General features: G+C 47.4%; 18 protein-coding genes. 1 reads left to right on the top strand and 17 read right to left on the bottom strand.

The window, feature by feature from the left end:
* Positions 1-23: 23 nt before the first annotated feature.
* Positions 24-1,970 carry a monovalent cation:proton antiporter family protein gene (locus tag BM607_RS01875; protein WP_071939074.1) on the bottom strand — a complete coding sequence of 649 codons (1,947 nt, stop codon included), beginning with the start codon at positions 1,968-1,970 and terminating at the stop codon, positions 24-26.
* 170 nt (positions 1,971-2,140) lie between these two features.
* Between BM607_RS01875 and BM607_RS01870 the strand changes: the two genes are divergently transcribed.
* Positions 2,141-3,031, top strand: a complete 891-nt coding sequence (locus tag BM607_RS01870) for a GGDEF domain-containing protein (protein ID WP_006080996.1) — start codon at positions 2,141-2,143, stop codon at positions 3,029-3,031.
* A 264-nt stretch (positions 3,032-3,295) separates the two neighbouring features.
* On the opposite strand, the gene tilS is transcribed toward BM607_RS01870, so the two are convergent.
* The 16 genes from tilS to tsf all read right to left on the bottom strand — a co-directional run bounded on the left by tilS (position 3,296) and on the right by tsf (position 22,416).
* Entirely contained in the window at positions 3,296-4,756 is a 1,461-nt protein-coding gene (gene tilS, locus BM607_RS01865) for a tRNA lysidine(34) synthetase TilS (protein ID WP_071939075.1), read from the bottom strand.
* A gap of 41 nt (positions 4,757-4,797) precedes the next feature.
* Positions 4,798-8,271, bottom strand: a complete 3,474-nt coding sequence (dnaE, locus tag BM607_RS01860; RefSeq protein WP_071939076.1) for a DNA polymerase III subunit alpha — start codon at positions 8,269-8,271, stop codon at positions 4,798-4,800.
* Between the two features lie 118 nt (positions 8,272-8,389).
* On the bottom strand, positions 8,390-9,022 hold the full coding sequence (gene rnhB / locus BM607_RS01855; RefSeq protein WP_071939077.1) for a ribonuclease HII: 633 nt from the start codon (positions 9,020-9,022) through the stop codon (positions 8,390-8,392).
* The gene (lpxB, locus tag BM607_RS01850) at positions 9,022-10,200 is read right to left on the bottom strand and encodes a lipid-A-disaccharide synthase (RefSeq protein WP_087486465.1); all 1,179 of its coding nucleotides are present in this window, start codon (positions 10,198-10,200) and stop codon (positions 9,022-9,024) included. The genes rnhB and lpxB overlap by 1 nt, the downstream gene beginning before the upstream one ends.
* 220 nt (positions 10,201-10,420) lie before the next feature.
* Positions 10,421-11,191 (bottom strand): acyl-ACP--UDP-N-acetylglucosamine O-acyltransferase, encoded by a 771-nt coding sequence (gene lpxA, locus BM607_RS01845; protein WP_006080991.1) that lies wholly within the window; start codon positions 11,189-11,191, stop codon positions 10,421-10,423.
* Entirely contained in the window at positions 11,188-11,652 is a 465-nt protein-coding gene (gene fabZ, locus BM607_RS01840; protein ID WP_006080990.1) for a 3-hydroxyacyl-ACP dehydratase FabZ, read from the bottom strand. Before fabZ ends, lpxA begins: the two co-directional genes overlap by 4 nt.
* A gap of 31 nt (positions 11,653-11,683) precedes the next feature.
* Complete coding sequence (gene lpxD / locus BM607_RS01835) at positions 11,684-12,709, bottom strand: UDP-3-O-(3-hydroxymyristoyl)glucosamine N-acyltransferase (protein WP_006085253.1); 1,026 nt, start codon at positions 12,707-12,709, stop codon at positions 11,684-11,686.
* A 3-nt stretch (positions 12,710-12,712) separates the two neighbouring features.
* The gene (locus BM607_RS01830; RefSeq protein ID WP_011846353.1) at positions 12,713-13,210 is read right to left on the bottom strand and encodes an OmpH family outer membrane protein; all 498 of its coding nucleotides are present in this window, start codon (positions 13,208-13,210) and stop codon (positions 12,713-12,715) included.
* A gap of 64 nt (positions 13,211-13,274) precedes the next feature.
* Positions 13,275-15,755 carry an outer membrane protein assembly factor BamA gene (bamA, locus tag BM607_RS01825; RefSeq protein WP_012088728.1) on the bottom strand — a complete coding sequence of 827 codons (2,481 nt, stop codon included), beginning with the start codon at positions 15,753-15,755 and terminating at the stop codon, positions 13,275-13,277.
* A gap of 31 nt (positions 15,756-15,786) precedes the next feature.
* Positions 15,787-17,157 carry a sigma E protease regulator RseP gene (gene rseP, locus BM607_RS01820; RefSeq protein ID WP_006085251.1) on the bottom strand — a complete coding sequence of 457 codons (1,371 nt, stop codon included), beginning with the start codon at positions 17,155-17,157 and terminating at the stop codon, positions 15,787-15,789.
* 39 nt (positions 17,158-17,196) lie between these two features.
* Positions 17,197-18,387 (bottom strand): 1-deoxy-D-xylulose-5-phosphate reductoisomerase, encoded by a 1,191-nt coding sequence (gene ispC / locus BM607_RS01815; protein WP_071939078.1) that lies wholly within the window; start codon positions 18,385-18,387, stop codon positions 17,197-17,199.
* Between the two features lie 4 nt (positions 18,388-18,391).
* Positions 18,392-19,249 (bottom strand): phosphatidate cytidylyltransferase, encoded by an 858-nt coding sequence (locus BM607_RS01810; RefSeq protein WP_006080984.1) that lies wholly within the window; start codon positions 19,247-19,249, stop codon positions 18,392-18,394.
* A gap of 20 nt (positions 19,250-19,269) precedes the next feature.
* Positions 19,270-20,097, bottom strand: coding sequence for a polyprenyl diphosphate synthase (uppS, locus tag BM607_RS01805; protein WP_006085248.1), 828 nt, complete (start codon positions 20,095-20,097; stop codon positions 19,270-19,272).
* A gap of 82 nt (positions 20,098-20,179) precedes the next feature.
* Positions 20,180-20,737, bottom strand: a complete 558-nt coding sequence (gene frr, locus BM607_RS01800) for a ribosome recycling factor (protein ID WP_006080982.1) — start codon at positions 20,735-20,737, stop codon at positions 20,180-20,182.
* A gap of 21 nt (positions 20,738-20,758) precedes the next feature.
* Positions 20,759-21,496, bottom strand: coding sequence for a UMP kinase (pyrH, locus tag BM607_RS01795; RefSeq protein WP_006080981.1), 738 nt, complete (start codon positions 21,494-21,496; stop codon positions 20,759-20,761).
* A 68-nt stretch (positions 21,497-21,564) separates the two neighbouring features.
* Positions 21,565-22,416, bottom strand: coding sequence for a translation elongation factor Ts (gene tsf / locus BM607_RS01790; RefSeq protein ID WP_006085247.1), 852 nt, complete (start codon positions 22,414-22,416; stop codon positions 21,565-21,567).
* Positions 22,417-22,450 lie beyond the last annotated feature (34 nt).

Raw genomic sequence — 22,450 nt, 5'->3', positions numbered from 1 at the left:
TCACTCACGCTGACCATTAACCTTTAGCCGTGCAGCAGTTTAGCTTCCGCTTTCTCAAGTCTTCGTGGTTTACCCACTATCAGTAAGATATCCCCTGCACGAAAAACCCAGTCCTGCTCAGGATGTTCCACTTCGGCGCCACTGCGACGAATCGCCCTTAACTCCACCCTCAATGTTTCCCACATAATATCGGCAACGGTTTTACCAATCGCATCTGCACCGCGCGGTAATGCCACTGCATGCAATGACTCTAAGGTGAAATCGGTTTCTGTGCCGGAAAAGAAACCATGCAAAAATTGATAATGATTGCGCCGCTCTGACTCTAAGCGTTTTAAAATGCGCGCCAGTGGCACACCACATTGATGTAACACCTGTGACACTAACATCAGGCTGCCTTCCAAAGATTCTGGGATCACTTGATTGGCACCGGCTTGTTTCAGTAAATCTAAATCACTGTCGTCTTTAGTTCTGACTAAAATTTTAGCGTCTGGCGCCAATAACTTACATAAGGGTAAGACTTCTTCCAAACTGCGCGACTCACAAAAAGTGATGACGATCATCTTGGCCTGCTTAACGCCTATTTGTTTTAACATCGCCCGTTTACACACATCACCAAAATAAATAGGTTCGCCAGCACGGCGCGCCTCAGAGACACGAGTCGGATCGAGATCCATGACCAGATAAGGTACAGCTTCGGTTTTCAAAAAACGGGCGATGGTCTGCCCTACTCGGCCGTAACCAAAAATCATCACCAGATCATGCTCATCCATCAAGAGTGGCACAGCTTCATCCACATGTTTTGCCTGCCTTATTCCTAACACCCACTTAGCAATATCCACGCTATGGCGAACTAACCACGGGGCTATCGTCATGGAAAGCACGGCGACCATGACTAACATGGTACTGATTTCATTATCTAGAAGTTGATAGTTAACCGCTAAAGCCAACACCACAAAACTGAATTCGCCCACTTGGGCTAGGCTCATGGCGGTGCTCATCGCAATCCGAAAGGGTTCGCCAACCAATCTTAAGATCCCATGAATGATCAGCGCCTTACCGAGTACAACGGCCACTAAGATCAACAATATCTGCCACCAGAAACGCATCACTAAGGTAAAGTCCAGCATCATGCCGATGGAAATGAAAAACAGCCCCATCAATAGATCGCGAAACGGCCGGATATCCGCCTCAAGTTGGCGACGGTACTGGCTTTCCCCCAGCAGCATGCCCGCCATAAATGCCCCCAGCGCCATTGATAATCCCAGCCATTGGGTAAATGCGCCTGTCACTAAAGCCACCACTAGTGTTGATAACACGAAGAGTTCGTTAGAGCGGGAGCGGGCAACTTCGTCAAAAATCCGCGGCAATGCCCATTTGCCAAAAGCCATCAAGAGGAAAAAAGCCAAAATACCTTTGAGCAAGGCAAAGGCGATATCCGCGACCATCAAAGGTTCGCCGCCATTGGCCAGTAATGGCAATAGGATCAACAGCGGCACAACCGCTAAATCTTGGAATAATAAGACACTGACGGATAGCTCACCATGACGACGACGCAACCACCCCTGTTCATTGAGTAATTTTAGGACGATGGCTGTAGATGATAAAGCAATGGCAGCTCCGATAACTAAGGCTTCGACCCAATTAAGACCACACAACAGGGCCACGCCCATAGTCAACAGGGTCGTTATCACCATCTGTGCACTGCCTAAGCCAAATACGGTACGGCGCATGGCCCACAGCCGCGGCACGGAGAACTCTAAGCCTAAGGTAAACATCAGTAGCACTACCCCAAGTTCAGCGACAGATTGCATTTGATGCTGGGTAAACCAATGAAAACCGCTCGGTCCACTCACTACACCAGTAAGTAAATAAGCCAGAATTGCGGGTAAGCCCAAACGGCGCAGCACAGCAATAGCCACAATGGCAATCACTAACATAAGTAGTACTTGGATTAAGAAGCTATGTTCCATTGGGGCGATGACTCCTGTCAAAATGCTGACGTGTCAAAAAAACTAACGCTGAGTTTTAAGCTTAACTGAATGACTAACAAAGACAAATTTTATTAACAAATATTACGGCATGGTATTTGCTTAGACTAGGTAAGAGATGTATCGCACTAACATTTGCTGGAGTGATGATTATGGACTTTGGCCTAGCGACCGAGCTATATCCCGACGAATATCGCTATCAAACAGAACATTATAGTCCCAATGATAATCCATTGGACTTGGTACAAGTGATCCAACAACTGCACGCCAGTTTAGATCCAAGGACAGTCTTTGCCTGCTATGGCAAAGTGCTGGGACAACACTTGCCGATCCAAGGTGTGCGCTTAAGTTATGGCGAACATAAATTAAGCTGGGGCAAACGTTATGGTATCAGCGTCAAACGACAGCTGATATGTGCTGGTATGCCGCTGACGATTCAATACCAGTTATTGACGCCACTGACGCCATCGCAAACCTCAAACCTGAAAGAGATTGAGCCGCTGTTATTGCAACCGTTATTAAATGCAATGCAATACCAAGAAATGTCGATGCAAGCTATGTTTGACTCGCTCACAGGTTTAGGTAATCGCCATTACTACAGTCAAAGTCTCAGCAATGCGACCGCCAGAGCCCATAGAAAACAAGGCTCTGTCGCACTCATAGTGCTCGATTTAGATAACTTTAAACAGCTAAATGATAAATTCGGCCATAAATGTGGTGATTATATTCTGAAGGAATTTGGCGACATCATTCGTGCGACCATACGTAATACGGATCAAGCATTCCGTATCGGCGGTGACGAATTCGTTATTATTGTCCAAGGTAATATTCATGCGGCAGGCTTATTGTGCGAACGGATTGTCTCGGCCATCAATCAGCACAGTAGTTTCACTCAGTTTGGGGTGAGCTGTAGTCTAGGTGCGGCAGAATCACACGATACCATTGAAGCCGAACAACTTTATGAACTTGCCGATAAGGCGCTATATCAAGCCAAAGCAGCGGGACGTAACTGCTATAAACTCAGCCAAAATCAATTAGTTTAGATGCGCAGGGATGCCAAATGAAATGCGATAACTCACTCGCAGCGCGTAATCGGTGAAGGTTCAAAACGAAAGGAAAGTTAATATCTCAATGTAGATCTCAAGGAAGATTCGAATCAAACTGACGTGCTGCGACCTACTCTCTCTTACTTTACTGCTTTACTGCTTTCCTACTTAAAAAGAATAACGCCGCAACGACTCACAAAACTCCAGCGACAACTCCCAACCCAAACCCCTTGCTTCGCCAACAGGCACTTAAACAAACACTTAAACAGAAGTTTGAGAGACCTGTAAACCTAGTCCATTCGACTCAAGAATAAAGCTTTTTTCAACCCACAGCCCAATCGCCATCACCAGTTGCTCGTTATAGAACACGAAACCGATCTTTTCACGTACCCAAGGCGGAACGCCAAACTCTTGCCACAGTTTCTTTAATTCTCGGCCCTTGCCACGGGAATGGGGATGACAGCGACATTGCCCCGCAAGTTGATAACGTACACTCACCACTTCATCTGGCCGAGGAAGGCGAGCTCTAGGCCCTTGTTTAGAGGCACTGAGACGTATCGTCTCACCACAAGTAACACCCGCAGGTTTCACGTCTAATTGAGTAACGTCTGATTGAGTCACGTCCACTTGAGTGATATGGCCCTGCACTAAAGGATTTAGGAGCTGCGAAGGAAGCGTCCAGCTCGCAGGCTTAACATGACGCGGACGGGCTTGATACTTAAATAAATACACTTGATTGGCAAAGCGGCGGATTTCACATTCACCAACACGAATATGCACTTTGGCATCATCTTTCGCGGTTAAAAGCTGAGTGATGATCTGATTAAGCTGCACCTTTGAGGGCAAGGCAAAACCTTGGGATTCGATAAATCCCCGCAAGAGTAATGCTTGCCAATCGGCTGACTGCTCGGCAAAATCATCGAGCTTGAATACACTTTGAGTATGGTAAGGCGCTTGGATTAACCATAAAGGTAAACGTTCACTCACCTGTAAATCCAACGTTGCCTGTTGCTCGGCGCACAATGCCGCGCTACGACTAGCGGTTGTTGCGATACTCGGCCAGCGCGCTTTTAAGCGGGGAATGATTTCTAAACGTAAAAAATTACGATCGTACTTATCGTCTTGATTACTTTCATCTTCGATATGCACTAAGCCTTGCTGTTTTGCGTAGGCTTCAATTTGCTCACGGCTGATATCCAATAACGGCCGCATTTGTACGCCCTGTGCTAATGCTTGTACTTGCCCCATGGCCGCCAGTCCTTTCGGGCCCTGACCACGCTTGAGCGCCAATAGGATAGTTTCGAGCTGATCATCTTCATGATGGGCCGTCAGCAACACATCATTTGCACTTAAATGCCGTTCAATCGCTTGATAACGGACTTTTCGTGCTTCGGCTTCAAGGCTTAATCTGGGTCCGCGATTAACTGTCACTCGCTCAACCGTCACGGGCAAACCATAATGCTGACCGCGCTCAAGACAATGCTGCGCCCAAACCTCAGCGTTGTCGCTTAGGCCATGGTGCACATACACCAGTTGATAGCTAAACTCGGGATGTTGCCGCGCAAACTGACTTAAGCCAAAGGCCAATACTTCGGAATCAACCCCGCCACTGTAAGCCAGCACTAACTTGCAGCGAGGCGCTAACGACTGCGCTGTCAAAAAAGCACTAATATGCTCGCTGAGATCGCCAGCTGCCAATGGCTCATCAAACTTAGCCGACATAGGTTAACTTCATCTGTTTGCACCTAAGACATTCGCCAACATTAGAATAAAATTCTCACCTTGTTTGGCCCGAGCAGCGATTCAAGCGAGAGCATCAAGTCATCGGTCGGATTCACTCGCCAAGCATCGGCGAGTCTAAATTGACCTTTGGCTTGGGCTTGAGTGTAGTTGATCACCACAGGCACGGCGCCGTTACGCCACGGGCTAAGGGCTTGCTCGAAGGTATCGAGGGCTGATGGCGTTAACTCACTGCCATCCATATCGATTTCAAGCGCCTTAGCAAAGTGACTTCGCGCCTCACTGATGTCGATAATGTTACGCGCCGTCATGCGGTTGCCGCCGGCGAAATCATCGTAACTCACCTCACCTTCACAAATGAGGATCCGGTCTTTTTCCAGCAGATGATTAAATTTTTCAAAGGCTTCGGTAAACAACATGATCTCAAGCCGCGCGCTCTTATCATCAAGCGTCAACAGGCCCATTTTCGAGCCGCGCTTAGTCAACATCACGCGTGTTGCCACCACTAAACCCGCAGCCTTGGCTGTTTTACCGCGCTCGGTAGGATGCACATCTTTTAAACGGCCGGACGTGTAATGCTTAAGCTCTTTTAAATATTGATTGATCGGATGACCAGTCAAATACAAGCCTAAGGTTTCGCGCTCGCCTTCAAGCCAAATTTTATCTGGCCAAGGGGTACATTCAACAAACTGCTGCTTGCTGTCTTCGGGTTCACTGTTGAGCAAACCAAACATATCGTGTTGGCCAATCGCTTCGGCTTTAGCATGTTGATCGGCGGCGCGAATGGCTTCGGGCAAGGTGGCCATCATTGACGCACGGTGCGGCCCAAGATTGTCTAAGGCACCCGCGCAGATCAGCTTTTCAATCACACGCTTATTGAGTTTTTTCAAATCGATGCGGGCACAGAAATCGAATAAATCCACAAAGGGGCCGTCTTTACGCGCCTCTAAAATCGATTCTACTGGGCCTTCACCCACACCTTTAATGGCGCCGATGCCATAAACAATGCGCAAATCATCATCGACGGTAAATTTGAACAAACCTTTGTTCACATCCGGCGGAATAAGCGGCAAGCCCATACGCTCACATTCATCGACCAAGGTCACAATTTTATCTGTGTTATCCATATCGGCCGACATTACCGCCGCCATAAACTGCGCAGGAAAATGGGTTTTAAGCCATAAGGTTTGATAGGAAACCAGCGCATAAGCGGCGGAGTGGGATTTGTTAAAACCGTAGCCAGCAAACTTTTCCACTAAGTCGAAGATCTTCATCGACAAGTCGCCATCGACGCCGTTATTGATTGCGCCTTCTTTAAAGATACTGCGCTGCTTGGCCATCTCTTCGGGCTTTTTCTTACCCATAGCACGGCGCAGCATGTCGGCGCCGCCAAGGGTGTAGCCCGACAGCACCTGCGCAATCTGCATCACCTGCTCTTGATACAGAATAATACCGTAGGTCGGCGATAACAGCTCACGAAGCGATTCATGTTGATACTGAGAATCGGGGTACGAGACTTCCTCGCGCCCATGCTTACGTTCGATAAAGTTATCTACCATGCCCGATTGCAACGGCCCCGGACGGAATAGTGCCACCAGTGCAATCATGTCTTCGAAACAGTCGGGCTGCAGACGCTTAATCAAATCCTTCATACCACGGGATTCGAGCTGGAATACCGCCGTAGTTTCATACTTTTGCAGCAGACGGAAACAGGCGGGATCTGTGAGTGAAATCGCCTCAATCCGTATTGGTTTGCGCCCGTTTTTCACTTCGACCTTGTTCACCATCTCGAGCGCCCAGTCGATAATCGTCAGGGTTCTTAATCCCAAGAAGTCGAACTTCACCAGCCCTGCGGTTTCAACGTCGTTTTTATCGAATTGTGTTACTGGGTTTTTGCCTTCTGCATCGCAATAGAGCGGCGCAAAATCGGTAATTTTTGTCGGTGCGATCACCACACCACCGGCGTGCTTACCAGCGTTACGGGTTACACCTTCAAGCTTACGGCACATGTCGATCAGATCTTTTACATCTTCATCGCCATCGTAAGATTCTTGCAACGCTGGCTCGACTTCAAAAGCTTTCGCCAGTGTCATGCCTGGTTCTGGAGGAATTAATTTTGAAATTCGGTCAACGAAACCATAGGGATGACCGAGCACTCGGCCAACGTCGCGGATAACCGCTTTTGCCGCCATAGTACCAAAGGTGATAATTTGCGATACCGCTTCGCGGCCGTACAACTCGGCCACGTGGTCGATCACTTCATCGCGTCTATCCATGCAAAAATCGACGTCAAAGTCGGGCATAGAAACCCGCTCAGGGTTCAAGAAACGTTCGAACAGTAAGTCAAATTCGAGCGGGTCTAAGTCGGTGATTTTGAGCGCATAGGCCACAAGTGAACCCGCGCCCGAACCACGACCGGGTCCCACTGGGATACCGTTATCTTTACCCCATTGAATGAACTCCATTACGATCAAGAAGTAACCAGGGAAACCCATCTGGTTGATTACTTTGAGTTCGATATCAAGTCGTTCGTCGTATTCGCCCCGTTTCTCGGCGCGCACTTCGGGGTTCGGGAACAAAAACTCGAGCCGCTCTTCAAGGCCCTTCCTCGAGCAATCGACCAGAAAGTCTTCGATAGACATATCGCCCGTCGGGAAGTTGGGCAGGAAATACTCGTACAAACGAATCGTCACGTTACAACGTTTAGCGATTTCGACACTGTTCGCCAGCGCCGCAGGAATGTCGGCAAATAGCTCGCACATTTCCTCTTCGCTACGTAAGTACTGCTGTTCACTGTACTTTTTAGGACGGCGCGGATCGGCAAGGGTAAAACCATCGTGGATCGCGACTCGAATTTCATGGGCGTCGAAATCCTCAGGTTTAAGGAACACCACCTGATTAGTTGCGACCACAGGGATACCCTTATCCTGCGCTAAGATCACAGCCATGTGCAGATAGCGCTCTTCGTCGGGGCGGCCAGTACGAATGAGTTCGAGAAAATAACGATCGGCGAAATGAGTTTGATAAAACTCACATAAAGATTCAACCTGAGTGCTATTACCCTTGAGGAGCGCCTTACCCAGATCGCCCTCTTTGGCGCCCGATAACAGCAAAATGCCTTCGTTATAAGTGAGTAACCACTCTTGGTCGATCACCACACGCCCAGCAACTTGGCCACGCAAATAAGCCTGACTGATAATTTGGGTTAGATTCTGATAACCAACATTGTTCATCGCAATAATGGTTAAGGCGCATAATTCGCCTTCGAATCCGGGCACTTGCATCCAAAAATCAGCACCGATAATCGGTTTGATCCCCGCACCATGGCAACCACTGTAAAACTTAACCAAACCACAAAAGTTGTTTTGGTCAGTCAAGGCGACAGCCGCCATTCCCTGCGCTTCCACCTGCGCCAAAATAGGCTTGACCTTGGCCACGCCATCGGTCATAGAGAAGTCACTGTGGACACGAAGATGCACAAAACGAGGATCGGACATAATTAGGATTATCTTTGAATAGCAGGTTAACAATAACTAGAAAGCAGACTAACAAAGTCACGCAGCCAGAGCCAGTGACTTTGCCGGTTAACGGGAACTATAGTGCTAAAAGCAGCGCTTACAGTCCCAGTAATGCCTTGACGGGTTTGAAACTTTTACGATATTGGTCAAACACACCATGTTCGGCTATGGCCTCAAAATGCGCCTTAGTTGGATAGCCCTTATGTTTTGCAAAACCGTATTGCGGATAAGCGGCATCGAGCACGTCCATCTCGCGGTCCCGCGTCACTTTCGCGATGATCGAAGCGGCGCTGATGCTGGCAATCAAACCATCACCTTTAATGATGCTGTGGCTGGTAAGCTCTGCGCCATTATGGGCAACAAAGATGGGGCTACGATTGCCATCGACTAACACCAACGCAGGCGCAATCTTAAGCCCAGCAACCGCGCGCTGCATCGCCAACATAGTGGCGTGCAGAATATTCAGCTCATCGATTTCAGCAGGACTGGCACGGCCAACCTGATAACACAAAGCTTTATCACAAATCTCATCGAACAGGGCTTCGCGGCGTTTCTCACTGAGTTTTTTAGAATCATTCAGACCAATGATGGGCTTGCTCGGATCTAAAATTACCGCGGCAGTGACGACATCACCAACTAAGGGGCCGCGGCCGACTTCATCCACACCGGCAATCAAACCGGTTGAAAAGGCCAGTAAATCGGCTTCGGTTAAACTTTTATAGGTTGCCACTAGTTAGCCTCCTGCGATTTAGCATGAGTGTGTTTAGGCTCAACCAGCGCCATTACCGCTTCAGCAGCTTTTAAGCTCGCATCACGGCGTAATATTTGGTGCAGGGCTTCAAACTCGGCTTTGAGCGGCGCAAAATCACGATTGAGCTCAAGGGTGACTGCCGCCGCAATTTTCTCTGGGGTGCAATCTTCTTGAATGAGTTCTGGGACAAGATCTTTTCCTGCCAGCAAATTCGGTAACGAGAAACGCTCCACCTGCATCATGCGCTTGGCAATGCGATAGGTTATCGGGCTCACGCGATAAGCCACCACCATAGGACGCTTGACCAGCATGGCTTCTAACGTCGCAGTGCCAGATGCCAATAAAATCCCATCGGCTGCCGTCATCACTTCACGCGACTGGCCTTCAATCATGTGGATTTCAAGATCTGGCGCAAAATCTTTCAGCGCTTGCTCAAATTGGTCACGACGTTTTTGATTCACCAGCGGCGTCACAAAACGTATGTCTGGGAAATTTTGTCTAATCAATAAAGCCGCTTTCACAAACGGCTCGGCCAGTTGCTTTAGCTCACCGCCGCGGGAACCGGGCAGGATCGCTAAGTATTCAGCATCGGCATCTAGTCCGAGCAATGCACGGGCTGCGGCCTTATCGCTTTGCATGGGAATATCGTCGGCCAAGGTATGACCCACAAAGGTACAAGGCACCTGATGCTGATCGTAAAAGGCTTTCTCAAAAGGCAACAGCGACAACACCATATGGGTGGCTTTGGCGATTTTGAATATCCGTTTTGGACGCCACGCCCACACAGACGGGCTCACATAATGGACCGTCTTAATGCCACGCGCTTTGAGTTTAAGCTCGAGGCCAATATTAAAATCCGGTGCATCGATGCCAATAAAACAATCGGGCTTAAGCGCGGTAATCTCTTTAATCAGGGAGGCACGTACTGTTAATAAACGAGGCAAACGGGATAGCACTTCTACAATCCCCATCACGGCGAGCTCTTCCATCGCAAACAGGGATCTGAAGCCGAGGGCTTCCATACGGGGACCACCAATACCTACAAAGCGCGCATCGGGGTGCTTCTTTTGCAGCGCCGCCATTAAACCTGCGCCTAAAATATCGCCCGAGAGTTCTCCGGCAACCATGGCAAACACTAATGGAGTTTTATTGCTCATAAACCAATCATGTCTCATGAATGAATGACATTGGATGACAGGGCGAACAACAGCTAAAACGCATCATTCCAAGCCATACTGATGTAAATTAATGATTAAGCTCATTGATGGTTGAATGCACAAGGACATTGCTAACGACGAAGTCTAACCATCCAATAGGCTTAAGCCAATAATACAAAAGGGCATAAAAATGCCCTTTTGTTGTCGTGTTGTCATCAAGTTAGCGAATAATGCCGCGACTCGATGACTTTACAAATTCAAGGAACAATTTCACTTGCTCATCGTTCTGCGCATCTTCAGCCAACGCTTCAATCGCTTCTTCAACTGTCAAGCTGCTGCGATATAAGGTTTTATAAGCACGGCGCACTGCCAATTGGCTTTCTTTAGAAAAACCACGACGCTTCATGCCTTCGCTGTTTAAACCCCGTGGAATCGTCGGTTGACCCGCCGCCATCACAAAGGGAGGTACATCCTGCAGCACTAAAGAACAACCTGCAGTAAACGCATGGGCACCGATATGCACAAACTGGTGAACACCTGTCATGCCGCCTAAAATCGCCCAATCACCCACATGTACGTGACCTGCGATAGATGCGTTATTGGCCATGATCACATTGTCGCCGACCACACAGTCATGGGCGATATGTACATAGTTCATAAACAGGTTGTTCGACCCAATACGCGTCTCACTGTTATCTTGGACTGTACCGCGGTGGATAGTCACGTTTTCACGGATGACGTTATTGTCACCAATGATCAGTCGTGTGGGTTCGCCAGCATACTTTTTGTCTTGGCACTCTTCGCCTACTGAGGCGAACTGAAAAATACGATTACCTTTGCCGATAATCGTTGGGCCTTTAACAACCACATGGGAACTCAACCAACAATCATCGCCAATTTCAACGCCTGCACCGATATAGGTCCAAGGGCCAATAGTGACGTTATTGCCAATTTTTGCATCGGGATGCACAAACGCTAATGTATCTATCACTGACTAATCTCTCTGCGGGCACACATGATTTCAGCGGAACAAACCACTTCACCATCCACTTTGGCCTCACCGTAGAAGACGCCAATCCCGCGGCGCTCTTTAATCATTTTGACATCAAAATGGATTTGATCTCCTGGCTCAACAACACGTCTAAAACGCGCATTGTCGATACCAGCAAAGTAATACAACACCCCTGGAGGCGGCACATCACTGCTCATGGTTTTAAAGGCTAACAGGCCAGTTGCCTGCGCCATGGCTTCTAAAATAAGCACGCCTGGCATCACAGGCTGAATCGGGAAATGTCCCTGAAAAAATGGCTCATTTATTGAAACGTTTTTAATCGCCTGCAGACTGACACCCGGGGTGTAGTCCAGCACACGATCGATCAATAAGAATGGATATCTATGGGGCAGATATTTAAGTATTTCTTTAATATCCATAGTGTTCATTTGATTAGACACGAACCGAGTTCCTCAAATTGCCTTGGAGCAATTAATCTGGTGTTTTTAAATTTTTTTCCAACGTTTTAACACGATGGAACAGTTCATCTAACTGACGGAAACGAACTGTGTTTTTACGCCAAAGTTTATTGTCCATTGCCACAGTGGCAGAAGAGTATAAACCAGGCTCACGCATAGTACTGGTAATGTTAGTCCCACCAGACACATGCACACCATCGGCAATGCTCAAATGACCTGCGATGGCACAACTACCACCAATAATACAATATTTACCTATGGTGACACTGCCTGCGACAGTCGTACTGCCTGCGATAGCGGTATTCTCACCGATAATATCGTTATGGGCAATTTGTACTTGGTTATCGATAATCACCCCATCGTGGATCTCGGTATGGCCTAATGCACCGCGATCTACCGTTGAATTCGCACCTATTTCAACCCGATCGCCGATACGAACGCCGCCCGTTTGTGGGATTTTAATCCACTGACCGCGTTCATTGGCATAACCAAAACCATCGGAGCCTAATACAGCGCCCGAATGGATAATACAATCTTGTCCTAAATGCACATCGTGATAGACAGTGACATTAGCCCACAAACGCGTTTTTGAGCCAATAACCACATCTTGTCCGAGCACTACACCGGCACCTATCTGGACATTTTCACCTAAAATGACGTTCGCACCAATAACCGCATTCGCCCCAATCGCAACACCTTCACCTATATGGGCAGAAGCGTCAATTTGAGCCGAAGGATGGATACCCACCGCCGCTTTAGGCGTAGTGTCCAAATACTGGGCAACACGGGCAAAACCGACATAAGGATCTTTTACAATTAACGCAGTACCTTGATAATCCTGCGCATCTTTAGCTGACAATAACACCGCACTCGCTTGAGTTGCCTCAAGCTGAGAGCGATATTTACTGTTGGCTAAAAAAGAGATTTGACCTGCTTTGGCATGTTCTAAGGTCGCCACACTATTAATAATTAGCGTTTCGTCGCCTTGAATATCACCGTCTAGTAACAGGCCTAGCTCTTTTAAAGTCACACTATTCATCTATTACTTGCCTTTGCTTAAGGCTTCAACCACTTTGCCACTGATGTCAGCGTTAGGCTTAACATAAATGACTGCACCACGTTGTAATACCAAATCATATTGGTCTTTTTCAGCGATAGTGTTGATGGCTTTTTGCACTTTAACTAACAGTTTATTTTGCTCTTCACCTTGGCGACGACGTAAGTCTTCATCCAATGCTTTGCCTTTTAACTGATATTCAGATTTTAGCGATTCCATTTTACGAACCAGTTCCGTTTTTTGTGCATCGTTCATTAACGCACCGTCACGTTGCTGCTTCTCCATTAGAGAGCGCATTTCTTCTTGCATTTTTTGGACATCAGCCATGCGATCGCCAAACTCTTTCTTCAGAGATTGAGAGATCTGCTCACGTTGTGGCAGCTGTTCGAACACAGCGCCCATATCCACTACGGCAATTTTCTCAGCATGTGCCATTAACGGCGCGCCTAACAAAACTAACGTCATCAGCGCGCGATTTACCATCTTGTTCAAAATAAACTCCTTGTTACCTTGTTATAGTCAGCAAAACTTGCCGAGTGTATGCCTTTTAAAAAGTTTTGCCAATATTGAAAGAGAAGATCTCTGTTTGGTCGCCTTCGTATTCTTTAATCGGCCACGCTAAGCTAAACACCATAGGACCCATAGGTGATAACCACTGCACACTTAAGCCCCAAGAAGCGCGTAAACGTGCTGGATCACTGTAGTCCTGTAACTTAGCAAACTCGTCCGCTGGAAGTGTTTGATATGCATTGTAATCAAACTCAGTATCCCAAACGTTACCCGCATCAACGAAGAAACTCGTACGAACTGAGTTTGTGTAAGCCTCATCCAAGAATGGCGTCGGTACAATCAACTCCATGCTCGCTGTCGCAAGGGCGTTACCACCGATTGAACGGCCAGAACTCACTTGGATACTGTTAGGATCGCCCGGCAAACTACAACCATCGCCCGATGGATCCGGTGCACATGGTTCACTACCTCGGTAGAGATAGAATGAACGAGGCCCCACAGAGTTAGACTTAAAGCCACGCAGTGAACTGCTACCACCTGAGTAATAGTTTTCCCAGAAAGGCAGAATTTGGTCGTTATCATTAAATTGACCATAACCGTTACCATAACCTAATCGACCACGGGCCAAGAGCACAAAGCTCTGACTACGGTTAATAGGGAAATAGAAGTTAGTGTCAAAGTCTGTCTTAAAATACTGTAAATCAGACCCTGGCGAAGTCATTTTACCGTTCAAACGCTGAGACGAGCCGTCTGTTGGGAAAGTGCCACGGTTCAAGGTGCTACGATACCAGCCCAGACTCAGTTCAAAGTTATCGAAACTTAAGTCCGCATTTGGATCGTCATCACGGTAGATGTTATAGAAACGCAGTGCTTGCTCATAGGCTGAGATTTCAGAAATCGTGTTATGACGATAACCGATGCCACCATTGATACGGTTGTATTCGTTGATCGGGAAACCCGAGTTCAGCGCCACACCGTAAGAACTGTTTTTATAACGCTCTAAGTTAGCTTCATTGGCGTCAAACTCGCTCCAATAAACGCTACCCCCTAAACTCACGCCATCTTTCGTCCAATACGGATCGGTATAGGATAAGTTAACGTTCTTAGAGTACTTGTTGGTGCTCAAGCTGATACCTGCTTGGTTACCTGTGCCTAAGAAGTTATTTTGCTGCACACCAAACTGCAAGCTCAGGCCTGATTCAGTACCATAGCCGACACCGGCGTTGAATGAGCCCGACGGCTGCTCTTTCACTTTAACCGCAACATCGACTAAATCATCAGTGCCTGGCACTTGAATGGTTTCAGTGTCAACGGTTTCGAAGAAGCCCAAACGGTTAAGACGCGCTTTAGATTGCTCTACTTGCGCAGAGTTTAACCAAGCCCCTTCCATCTGACGCAGTTCACGGCGCATCACTTCATCTTTGGTCACTGTGTTACCAGTGAAGTTAATCGCACGCACGTAAACACGTTTACCCGGTTTAACATTGATGTTTAAGGTCACTTCTTTAGTCTTATCATCAATTTCAGGATACGTTTTGACTTCTGGGTAGGCATAACCGAAGCGGCCTAAATATTTGCTGTACATTTCTTCGGTGAAAGTCACATCACCGCCGTTGTACATATCACCCGCTTTGATCGGCAGAATTGATTTCATCAACTCTTCACGGCCCATCAAATCACCCGTCAGGTTTACTTCTTTAACTTTATATTTCTCACCTTCATCTACGTTGATGGTGATATATAAACCTTTACGGTCAGGTGTCATCGCCACTTGAGTCGAGGTGACTTCAAAGCGGATATAACCTTTATTGTGATAATAGGTTTTGATGGTCTCGAGATCTGCCTGCAGCTTTTGCTTCTGATAACGGCGTTCGCCGAACAGATCCCACCAAGCCACATAATCTTTAAGTTCCAGCATGCCAATCAACTCAGCATCGGTGAACTCATGATTACCGACCACGTTAATTTGGCGGATTTCGGCCGCTAAACCTTCGGTGAACTTAAATTTCAGCTCAACCCGGTTACGGGGTAAGTTGATCACTTGAGCTTCCACTTTAGCGCCGTATTTACCCACGCCGTAGTAGAAATCCTGCAGACCCTTTTCAATACCGGTCAACATAGTGCGATCGAGCGACTCACCGACTTTAACGCCAGAACCGTCCAGACTTTCCTGTAACTGTTCGTCTTTAATGTCTTTGTTGCCATCGAATGTCACGGCACTGATGGTAGGACGTTCAGTGACTTTCACCACTAATACGCCGCCATCTCGGCTCACGGAGACATTTTCAAAGTTAGTCGATGCATACAAGCTTTTAATGGCTTGTTGAATTCTTAACTGGTCAACAGTGTCACCTACTTTTACTGGTAAGCTTAACAGGGCAGCACCGAGTGCAACTCGCTGCAAACCTTCAACTTGGATGTCGGTCACTTCAAACGGTTGGAAAGTATCAGCCAACACAGTCCCTGAAAACGACGCACCGACGAATAACATCGAGGCAAAAAGTTTATTCAATCTCATAGAGCACTTCTAATTATTAGTCTGTCCTTGCTCAGAGTCGGGCAAAATCATTGAAAAGCGCAATGCTCATCAACATCAGCAGTATTGCTGCCCCAAATCTGAATCCTATTTCCTGAACCTTTTCAGGTACAGGTTTACCAGTTATTACTTCAATAAAGTAATACAGCAGGTGTCCCCCATCGAGCACAGGTAAAGGCAACAAGTTAATGATGCCTAAATTGACGCTGATGAGCGCGAGGAACCCGAGAAAATAGACCAAGCCATAGTTTGCACTACTGCCCGCACCCTGTGCGATCGAGATGGGTCCACTCAGGTTTTTCACCGACACATCGCCGGTAAATAATTTGCCAATCATCTTAAAGCTCACAGCAACAAGTTGCCATGTTTTATCCGCTGCGATGCCGAAAGAATCGATTGGTCCATATTCAAGTTGTAAACGCATATTGTCTGGCCATGGCGCTTGGGTTGGGCTCACCCCAAGCATACCTATCTCTTGGCCATCGGCGCTTTTGCTGCTTAACGGTGTCACTGCCACGTTAAACTGTTCGCCATTACGACGCACAGTTAAGCTCACAGGCACATTGGCAGAATGTTGAATAATGTCAACAAAAGCCTGCCAATCGGTATAATTTTTACCATTTATCGCCACTAAGGTATCGCCGACTTTTAGCTCACTCTTGGCAGCGGCGCTGTCAGGGCTAATAGCAGCAATGGTCGGGTCGATTTCGGGGCGATATATCCCTAAACCTAAGGTGGTAATCGGCGATTCTTTTTCAGGATCAAAATGCCAATTGCGGGTATCTAAGGTATAAGAGCGCGCGCTGGAATCTAAGCCCTGCAAACCGCTCAATGGCGTCAGCGATACACTCAGGCTTTCATCGCCTATGTGGCCCACTAAGGCTAAATTCACTTCTTCCCAGTTACGCACAGCCTGGCCGGAAATGGCCGTAATTTGCATGGGCTCTGTGACCTGGATTTGCGCGGCGGCAGTCCCAGGTGTTGTCGATGTGATCACAGGTTTCAGTGACGGCACACCAATCAGATACATAAAATACAGGGCAACGATGGCAAAAATAAAATTCGCAATCGGGCCAGCAGCCACAATCGCAATGCGCTGCCATACGGTTTTACGATTGAATGCTTGATCTTTTAATGCGTCTGGGACGTCTTCAACGCGCTCATCGAGCATTTTGACATAGCCACCGAGTGGGATCATGGCTAACACGTATTCAGTGCCGTCTTTACCGACACGACGCCAAATCGCCTTACCGAAACCAATGGAGAAACGTTCGACTTTGACACCACAACGGCGTGCGACATAGAAATGGCCGTATTCGTGGGCTGTGATTAACAGGCCCAGTGCAACGATGAAAGAACCTAAGTTCCATAAAAAATCTAACATCCCACTCCTTACGTCATTGATTTAATCACTCAGCCATTGCTAAGCGATGCTTGCTAAAGTCTCACGAGCATAGACGCGGGTTTGCGCATCTAAGGCTAAAATATCTTCTATGCTGCCCATAGAGCGCTTAGGCACAGTCACTAAACAAGCTTCGTTCACTTTTGCAATTTGAGTAAAGCCAATCTGTCCCTGTAAAAACGCTCCAACGGCAATCTCATTGGCAGCATTTAACACAGTTGTCGCCTCTTGTCCTTGGGCACACGCGTCCATTGCCAGAGCCAAACAGGGGAAACGTTCAAAATCAGGTTCATAAAAGCTTAACTGTCCGACTTTGAAAAAATCTAAAGGTTCAACGCCAGAATGAATTCTTTGCGGATAAGCCATGCAATGGGCAATAGGCGTACGCATATCTGGGTTACCCATTTGGGCAATAACTGAGCCATCACGGTACTGCACCATAGAGTGGATCACGCTTTGCGGATGGATAACCACCTTAAGTTGCTCAGCCTGAGTGTTAAACAACCAACGTGCCTCAATAAACTCTAAGCCCTTATTCATCATAGTGGCGGAGTCGACGGAGATTTTAGGTCCCATGGACCAATTAGGATGTTTACAGGCTTGGGCTGGCGTCATGGCGGCCAGTGTCGCAATATCCGACCGCAGGAAAGGTCCGCCAGAACCGGTTAACAGAATATGGGAAATACCCGATGCCGCTAAGTCACAACGGCCAAGGTTGGCTTGCACTTCCTGGGGGAGACATTGGAAGATGGCATTATGCTCACTGTCCACAGGCAAGAGCACTGCGCCAGAGCGCTTAGTCGCCTCAATAAACAGCTCACCTGACATGACTAAGGCTTCTTTGTTGGCCAGTAATACCCGCTTACCCGCCTTTACGGCTTCAAGCGTCGGTACTAGCCCTGCAGCCCCTACAATCGCAGCCATCACGGTATCCACTTCGGCAGCGGTCACTAACCCGAGTAAATCGTTCATGCCTGTGGTGACTTGGATATTGAGCCCTGCAGGTAAAACGGCACGCAACTGTTTTGCTGCCGCTTCATCCACCATATGCGCCACTTTTGGTTTATGGGCCACACAGAGTGCAAGCATCTTATCAACGCTCGCGTTGGCCACTAATCCATACACGCTATAAGCGAGTGGATTAGCCGAGATCACACTTAAGGTACTGGCACCTATAGAGCCGGTAGCACCCAAAATCACCATATTTTGCATAGCGTTACATCCAGAATGCAATGTAGATCAGGGTAAACACCGGCAAGGCTGCAGTCAGGCTGTCGATGCGGTCGAGCACGCCGCCGTGACCTGGCAAAATGGTGCCAGAATCTTTGATACAGGCCGCACGCTTAAACATACTTTCAGATAAATCACCCAGTGCTGACACTAAGGCAACAAATAAGGTCACGGCCACAACTAAGCCCAGTTCTTGCTCAGGCGAATAATACATCACCGCACCAACCACTATCATAGTGGTCACTAAACCACCGAGTAAGCCTTCAAGCGTTTTAGCTGGGCTTACCGCTGGCATCAGTTTGGTTTTACCTATCGCCTTGCCCACGAAGTAAGCGCCTGAATCCGCGGCCCACACAATCAACATCACCAATAACACCAACACAGGACCGTAATAAGGCGAAGCTTGCGAGCTAATGGATTTGAGCGCGATCAGGGCGACAAAGCAAGGGATTAAGGTTAGCTGTCCAAACATGGACTTAAACATAGGATTCTTTTGCCAGAACTTAGCGCTTTTCGGATAAGTCACCACTAATAATAGTGAGGCTAACCACCAAAGTGCACCAATGTAGAGAATGGCTAAATAAATAGGGTGTAACTGATGGCTTAACCAAACCGCATCGATTGGCACAATCAGATTGATTGCCACCAACAAGATACCGACCGTACAAGTGAAGCTCCACTGGGTGACATCACACTGATTATCGATAATTCTTCCCCATTCCTTTGCAGCAATGAGAAAAACGCCGACCAAGGCCCAAGCGAAGTAGTTGGCAGGGAGTAAAAATATCGCCCCCAAAACTAATGGAACTAACCAAATTGCTGTTATTATTCGTTGTTTTAGCAAAAAAAATCCCTCATGAGGTTTTACAATGCACGCATCTCATCAATCTGACTTCCAGTCAAACCAAAGCGGCGCTGGCGACTTGCAAAAATGGCAATCGCTTCATGAAAAGCCTGTTCATCGAAATCAGGCCAAAGGGTGTCGGTAAACACCAATTCTGCATAGGCAGCCTGCCACAGCACAAAATTGCTGATGCGACAGTCCCCGCCCGTGCGGATCATTAAATCAACTTCACTCTGATTTTGCATGCACAAATGTGCACTTAAGGCTTCTTCGGTGAACTGACTGCTGGTCATTTCGCCAGTTTCGACCTTTTCCGCTAATTTTTGGGCTGCTTGAAGTATGTCCCAACGGCCACCATAGTTAGCGGCAACATTCAGAACCAAGCCAGTATTGCCTGATGTCTTCTCTTGCGCAGCTGCAATTTGCTTCTGTAATCGCGCCGAAAACCGGCTGATATCACCAATAATCTTCAGCTTAACCTGGTTCTTATGCAGCAATTTAATTTCGCGCTGTAATACGGTAAAAAACAATTCCATCAGCAAGCTGACTTCTTTATCGGGTCTTCGCCAATTCTCGCTAGAAAATGCAAATAACGTTAGCGATTCAATGCCCAATTGGCTTGCCGTGCTTACGGCTCTTCTAACGGCCTTAACACCGGCCTTATGTCCCAACACTCGTGGTTTACCTTGGGTTTGTGCCCAGCGCCCATTGCCATCCATGATAATGGCAACATGCTTAGGTAACGACTGTTTCACGAGTTCGGGTAATTGTCCCGGCAAGGTCGTTTGAGTGTGTAAATCACTCTCACTCGTCCTAGGGTGCGGATCAAGTTCCACTGTGGATGACATCTAATACAGCCCTTTAAAATAGACAAACGCCGTGTAGTATACCCCTACACGGCGCATCAACTCTAGCTTATCGAACTTGAGATTAGACTTCCATCAACTCAATTTCTTTGGCCGCTAAAATCTCATCAATCTTTTTAATGTGAGCATCGGTGAACTTTTGTACTTCTTCTTCGCTTCGACGAACATCATCTTCAGTACAAGCTTTGGCTTTCTCAAGTTTTTTCACTTCAGAAATGGCATCACGACGTACGTTACGGATGGCGATACGACCGTTTTCAGCTTCGTTACGCACCACTTTGATGAAGTCTTTACGACGTTCTTCAGTCAGCGCGGGTAATGGAATACGTAATGTCGCGCCTGCAGACATAGGGTTCAGACCTAAATCTGAGCTCATAATGGCCTTTTCAACGGCTTGGATAGCGCTACGATCGAATACAGTCACAGACAGAGTGCGAGAGTCTTCAACACCCACGTTAGCCACTTGGTTCAGTGGTGTCATAGTTCCGTAGTAAGACACTTGAATTGAATCAAGCAGGCTTGGGTGAGCACGACCTGTACGCACTTTTGCCATTTGGTTTTTAGTTGCGTCTACACATTTACCCATGCGTTCTTGCGCATCTTTCTTAATGTTCTCAATCACGTTAAATGTCCTTCTTGGTCATTAAATAACTTTTTTCGCTCTGATCAGCGTGCCTTCTTCTTCACCCATGATAACGCGGCGTAGAGCGCCAGGCTTGTTCATGTTGAAGACTAAAATAGGCATGTCGTGATCACGCGCCATAGTAAAGGCTGCTAAGTCCATTACTTTTAATTCTTTTTCCAGAATTTCCGCATAAGTCACTTCATCATACTTAACGGCGTCTGGGTTCTTCATTGGGTCTTCGGAATATACACCGTCGACTTTAGTGCCTTTCAACACAACTTCAGCTTCGATTTCAATGCCGCGTAAACAGGCAGCAGAATCGGTCGTGCAGAAAGGATTACCTGTACCGGCAGCAAAAATAACCACTCGGCCAGATTTTAGCAAGCTGATCGCTTCAGCCCAATTGTAATCGTCACACACACCCTTTAACGGGATAGCTGACATCAGACGGGCATTAACATAGGCACGGTGCAAGGCGTCGCGCATTGCCAAGCCGTTCATAACCGTTGCCAGCATACCCATGTGATCGCCCACCACACGGTTCATGCCTGCTTTTGCTAGGCCTTCACCGCGAAACAGATTACCACCACCAATAACCACACCCACCTGAATACCCAGCTCAACCAGCTCTTTCACTTCCTGAGCCATGCGATCTAATACTTTGGGGTCGATGCCGAAGCCTTCGTCGCCCATCAGTGCTTCGCCACTTAATTTAAGAAGAATGCGTCTAAATGCGGGTTTTGGATTGGTGCTCATAATTTTTATCCTGGTCATAACAAGACCGCAGCTATTGCCGCGGTCTTGGGGGTATTTAGCGTTGGCGATTAAGCCTTTTTAGAAGCAGCGATTTGAGCAGCAACTTCAGCTGCGAAATCTTCTTCTTTCTTCTCAATACCTTCACCCACTTCTAAACGAATGAAGTTAGTGACTTTAGCGCCTTTCTCTTTCAGAATTTCGCCAACAGTTTTCTTTGGTTCCATGATGTAAGCTTGACCAGTCAGAGAAATCTCACCGGTGAACTTCTTCATACGACCAAGAACCATCTTCTCAGCGATCTCTGCCGATTTGCCTTCGTTCATTGACATTTCGATTTGCAGAGCTTGTTCTCTTGCAACGATTTCTGCAGGAACATCTTCTGGGTTCACGTATTCAGGCTTAGAAGCAGCAACGTGCATTGCGATGTGCTTTAAGGTTTCTTCGTCAGCTTCACCGGCTACAACAACACCAATGCGCTCACCGTGACGGTATGAAGATAGGTTTGCACCATCGATGTACTCAACACGACGAATGTTGATGTTTTCACCGATTTTAGTTACTAACGCAACGCGTGCGTCTTCGAACTGTGCTTTTAAATCTTCAAGAGTCACTTTAGATGCAGCAGCGGCATCTAATACTGCGTTCGCGAATGCTAAGAAGTTTGAATCTTTAGCAACGAAGTCAGTTTGACAGTTAACTTCTAACAGCGCAGCGAAACCTTCGCCATTCTTGATCAGAATTGTACCGTCAGCAGCGATGTTACCCGCTTTTTTAGCAGCTTTAGCAGCACCAGACTTACGCATGTTGTCAATAGCTAACTCCATGTCGCCGTTAGTTTCTGTCAGAGCGTTTTTACAATCCATCATGCCTGCGCCAGTACGGTCGCGCAGTTCTTTAACTTGGGCAGCAGTAATTGCCATTGTTAAATCCTCTATAAAAAATCGACTAATTTGC

This window comes from Shewanella sp. SACH, from assembly GCF_001887095.2.
Lineage (GTDB): Bacteria > Pseudomonadota > Gammaproteobacteria > Enterobacterales > Shewanellaceae > Shewanella > Shewanella baltica.
This window is presented reverse-complemented; position numbering and strand designations above follow the sequence as displayed.

What these genes read in the sequence shown, in the direction of transcription:
- BM607_RS01875 (WP_071939074.1), bottom strand. Translation starts at nt 1,970, where the DNA reads ATGGAACATAGCTTCTTAATCCAAGTACTACTTATGTTAGTGATTGCC.
- BM607_RS01870 (WP_006080996.1), top strand. Translation starts at nt 2,141, where the DNA reads ATGGACTTTGGCCTAGCGACCGAGCTATATCCCGACGAATATCGCTAT.
- tilS (WP_071939075.1), bottom strand. Translation starts at nt 4,756, where the DNA reads ATGTCGGCTAAGTTTGATGAGCCATTGGCAGCTGGCGATCTCAGCGAG.
- dnaE (WP_071939076.1), bottom strand. Translation starts at nt 8,271, where the DNA reads ATGTCCGATCCTCGTTTTGTGCATCTTCGTGTCCACAGTGACTTCTCT.
- lpxB (WP_087486465.1), bottom strand. Translation starts at nt 10,200, where the DNA reads ATGAGCAATAAAACTCCATTAGTGTTTGCCATGGTTGCCGGAGAACTC.
- lpxD (WP_006085253.1), bottom strand. Translation starts at nt 12,709, where the DNA reads ATGAATAGTGTGACTTTAAAAGAGCTAGGCCTGTTACTAGACGGTGAT.
- BM607_RS01830 (WP_011846353.1), bottom strand. Translation starts at nt 13,210, where the DNA reads ATGGTAAATCGCGCGCTGATGACGTTAGTTTTGTTAGGCGCGCCGTTA.
- bamA (WP_012088728.1), bottom strand. Translation starts at nt 15,755, where the DNA reads ATGAGATTGAATAAACTTTTTGCCTCGATGTTATTCGTCGGTGCGTCG.
- rseP (WP_006085251.1), bottom strand. Translation starts at nt 17,157, where the DNA reads ATGTTAGATTTTTTATGGAACTTAGGTTCTTTCATCGTTGCACTGGGC.
- ispC (WP_071939078.1), bottom strand. Translation starts at nt 18,387, where the DNA reads ATGCAAAATATGGTGATTTTGGGTGCTACCGGCTCTATAGGTGCCAGT.
- uppS (WP_006085248.1), bottom strand. Translation starts at nt 20,097, where the DNA reads ATGTCATCCACAGTGGAACTTGATCCGCACCCTAGGACGAGTGAGAGT.
- pyrH (WP_006080981.1), bottom strand. Translation starts at nt 21,496, where the DNA reads ATGAGCACCAATCCAAAACCCGCATTTAGACGCATTCTTCTTAAATTA.
- tsf (WP_006085247.1), bottom strand. Translation starts at nt 22,416, where the DNA reads ATGGCAATTACTGCTGCCCAAGTTAAAGAACTGCGCGACCGTACTGGC.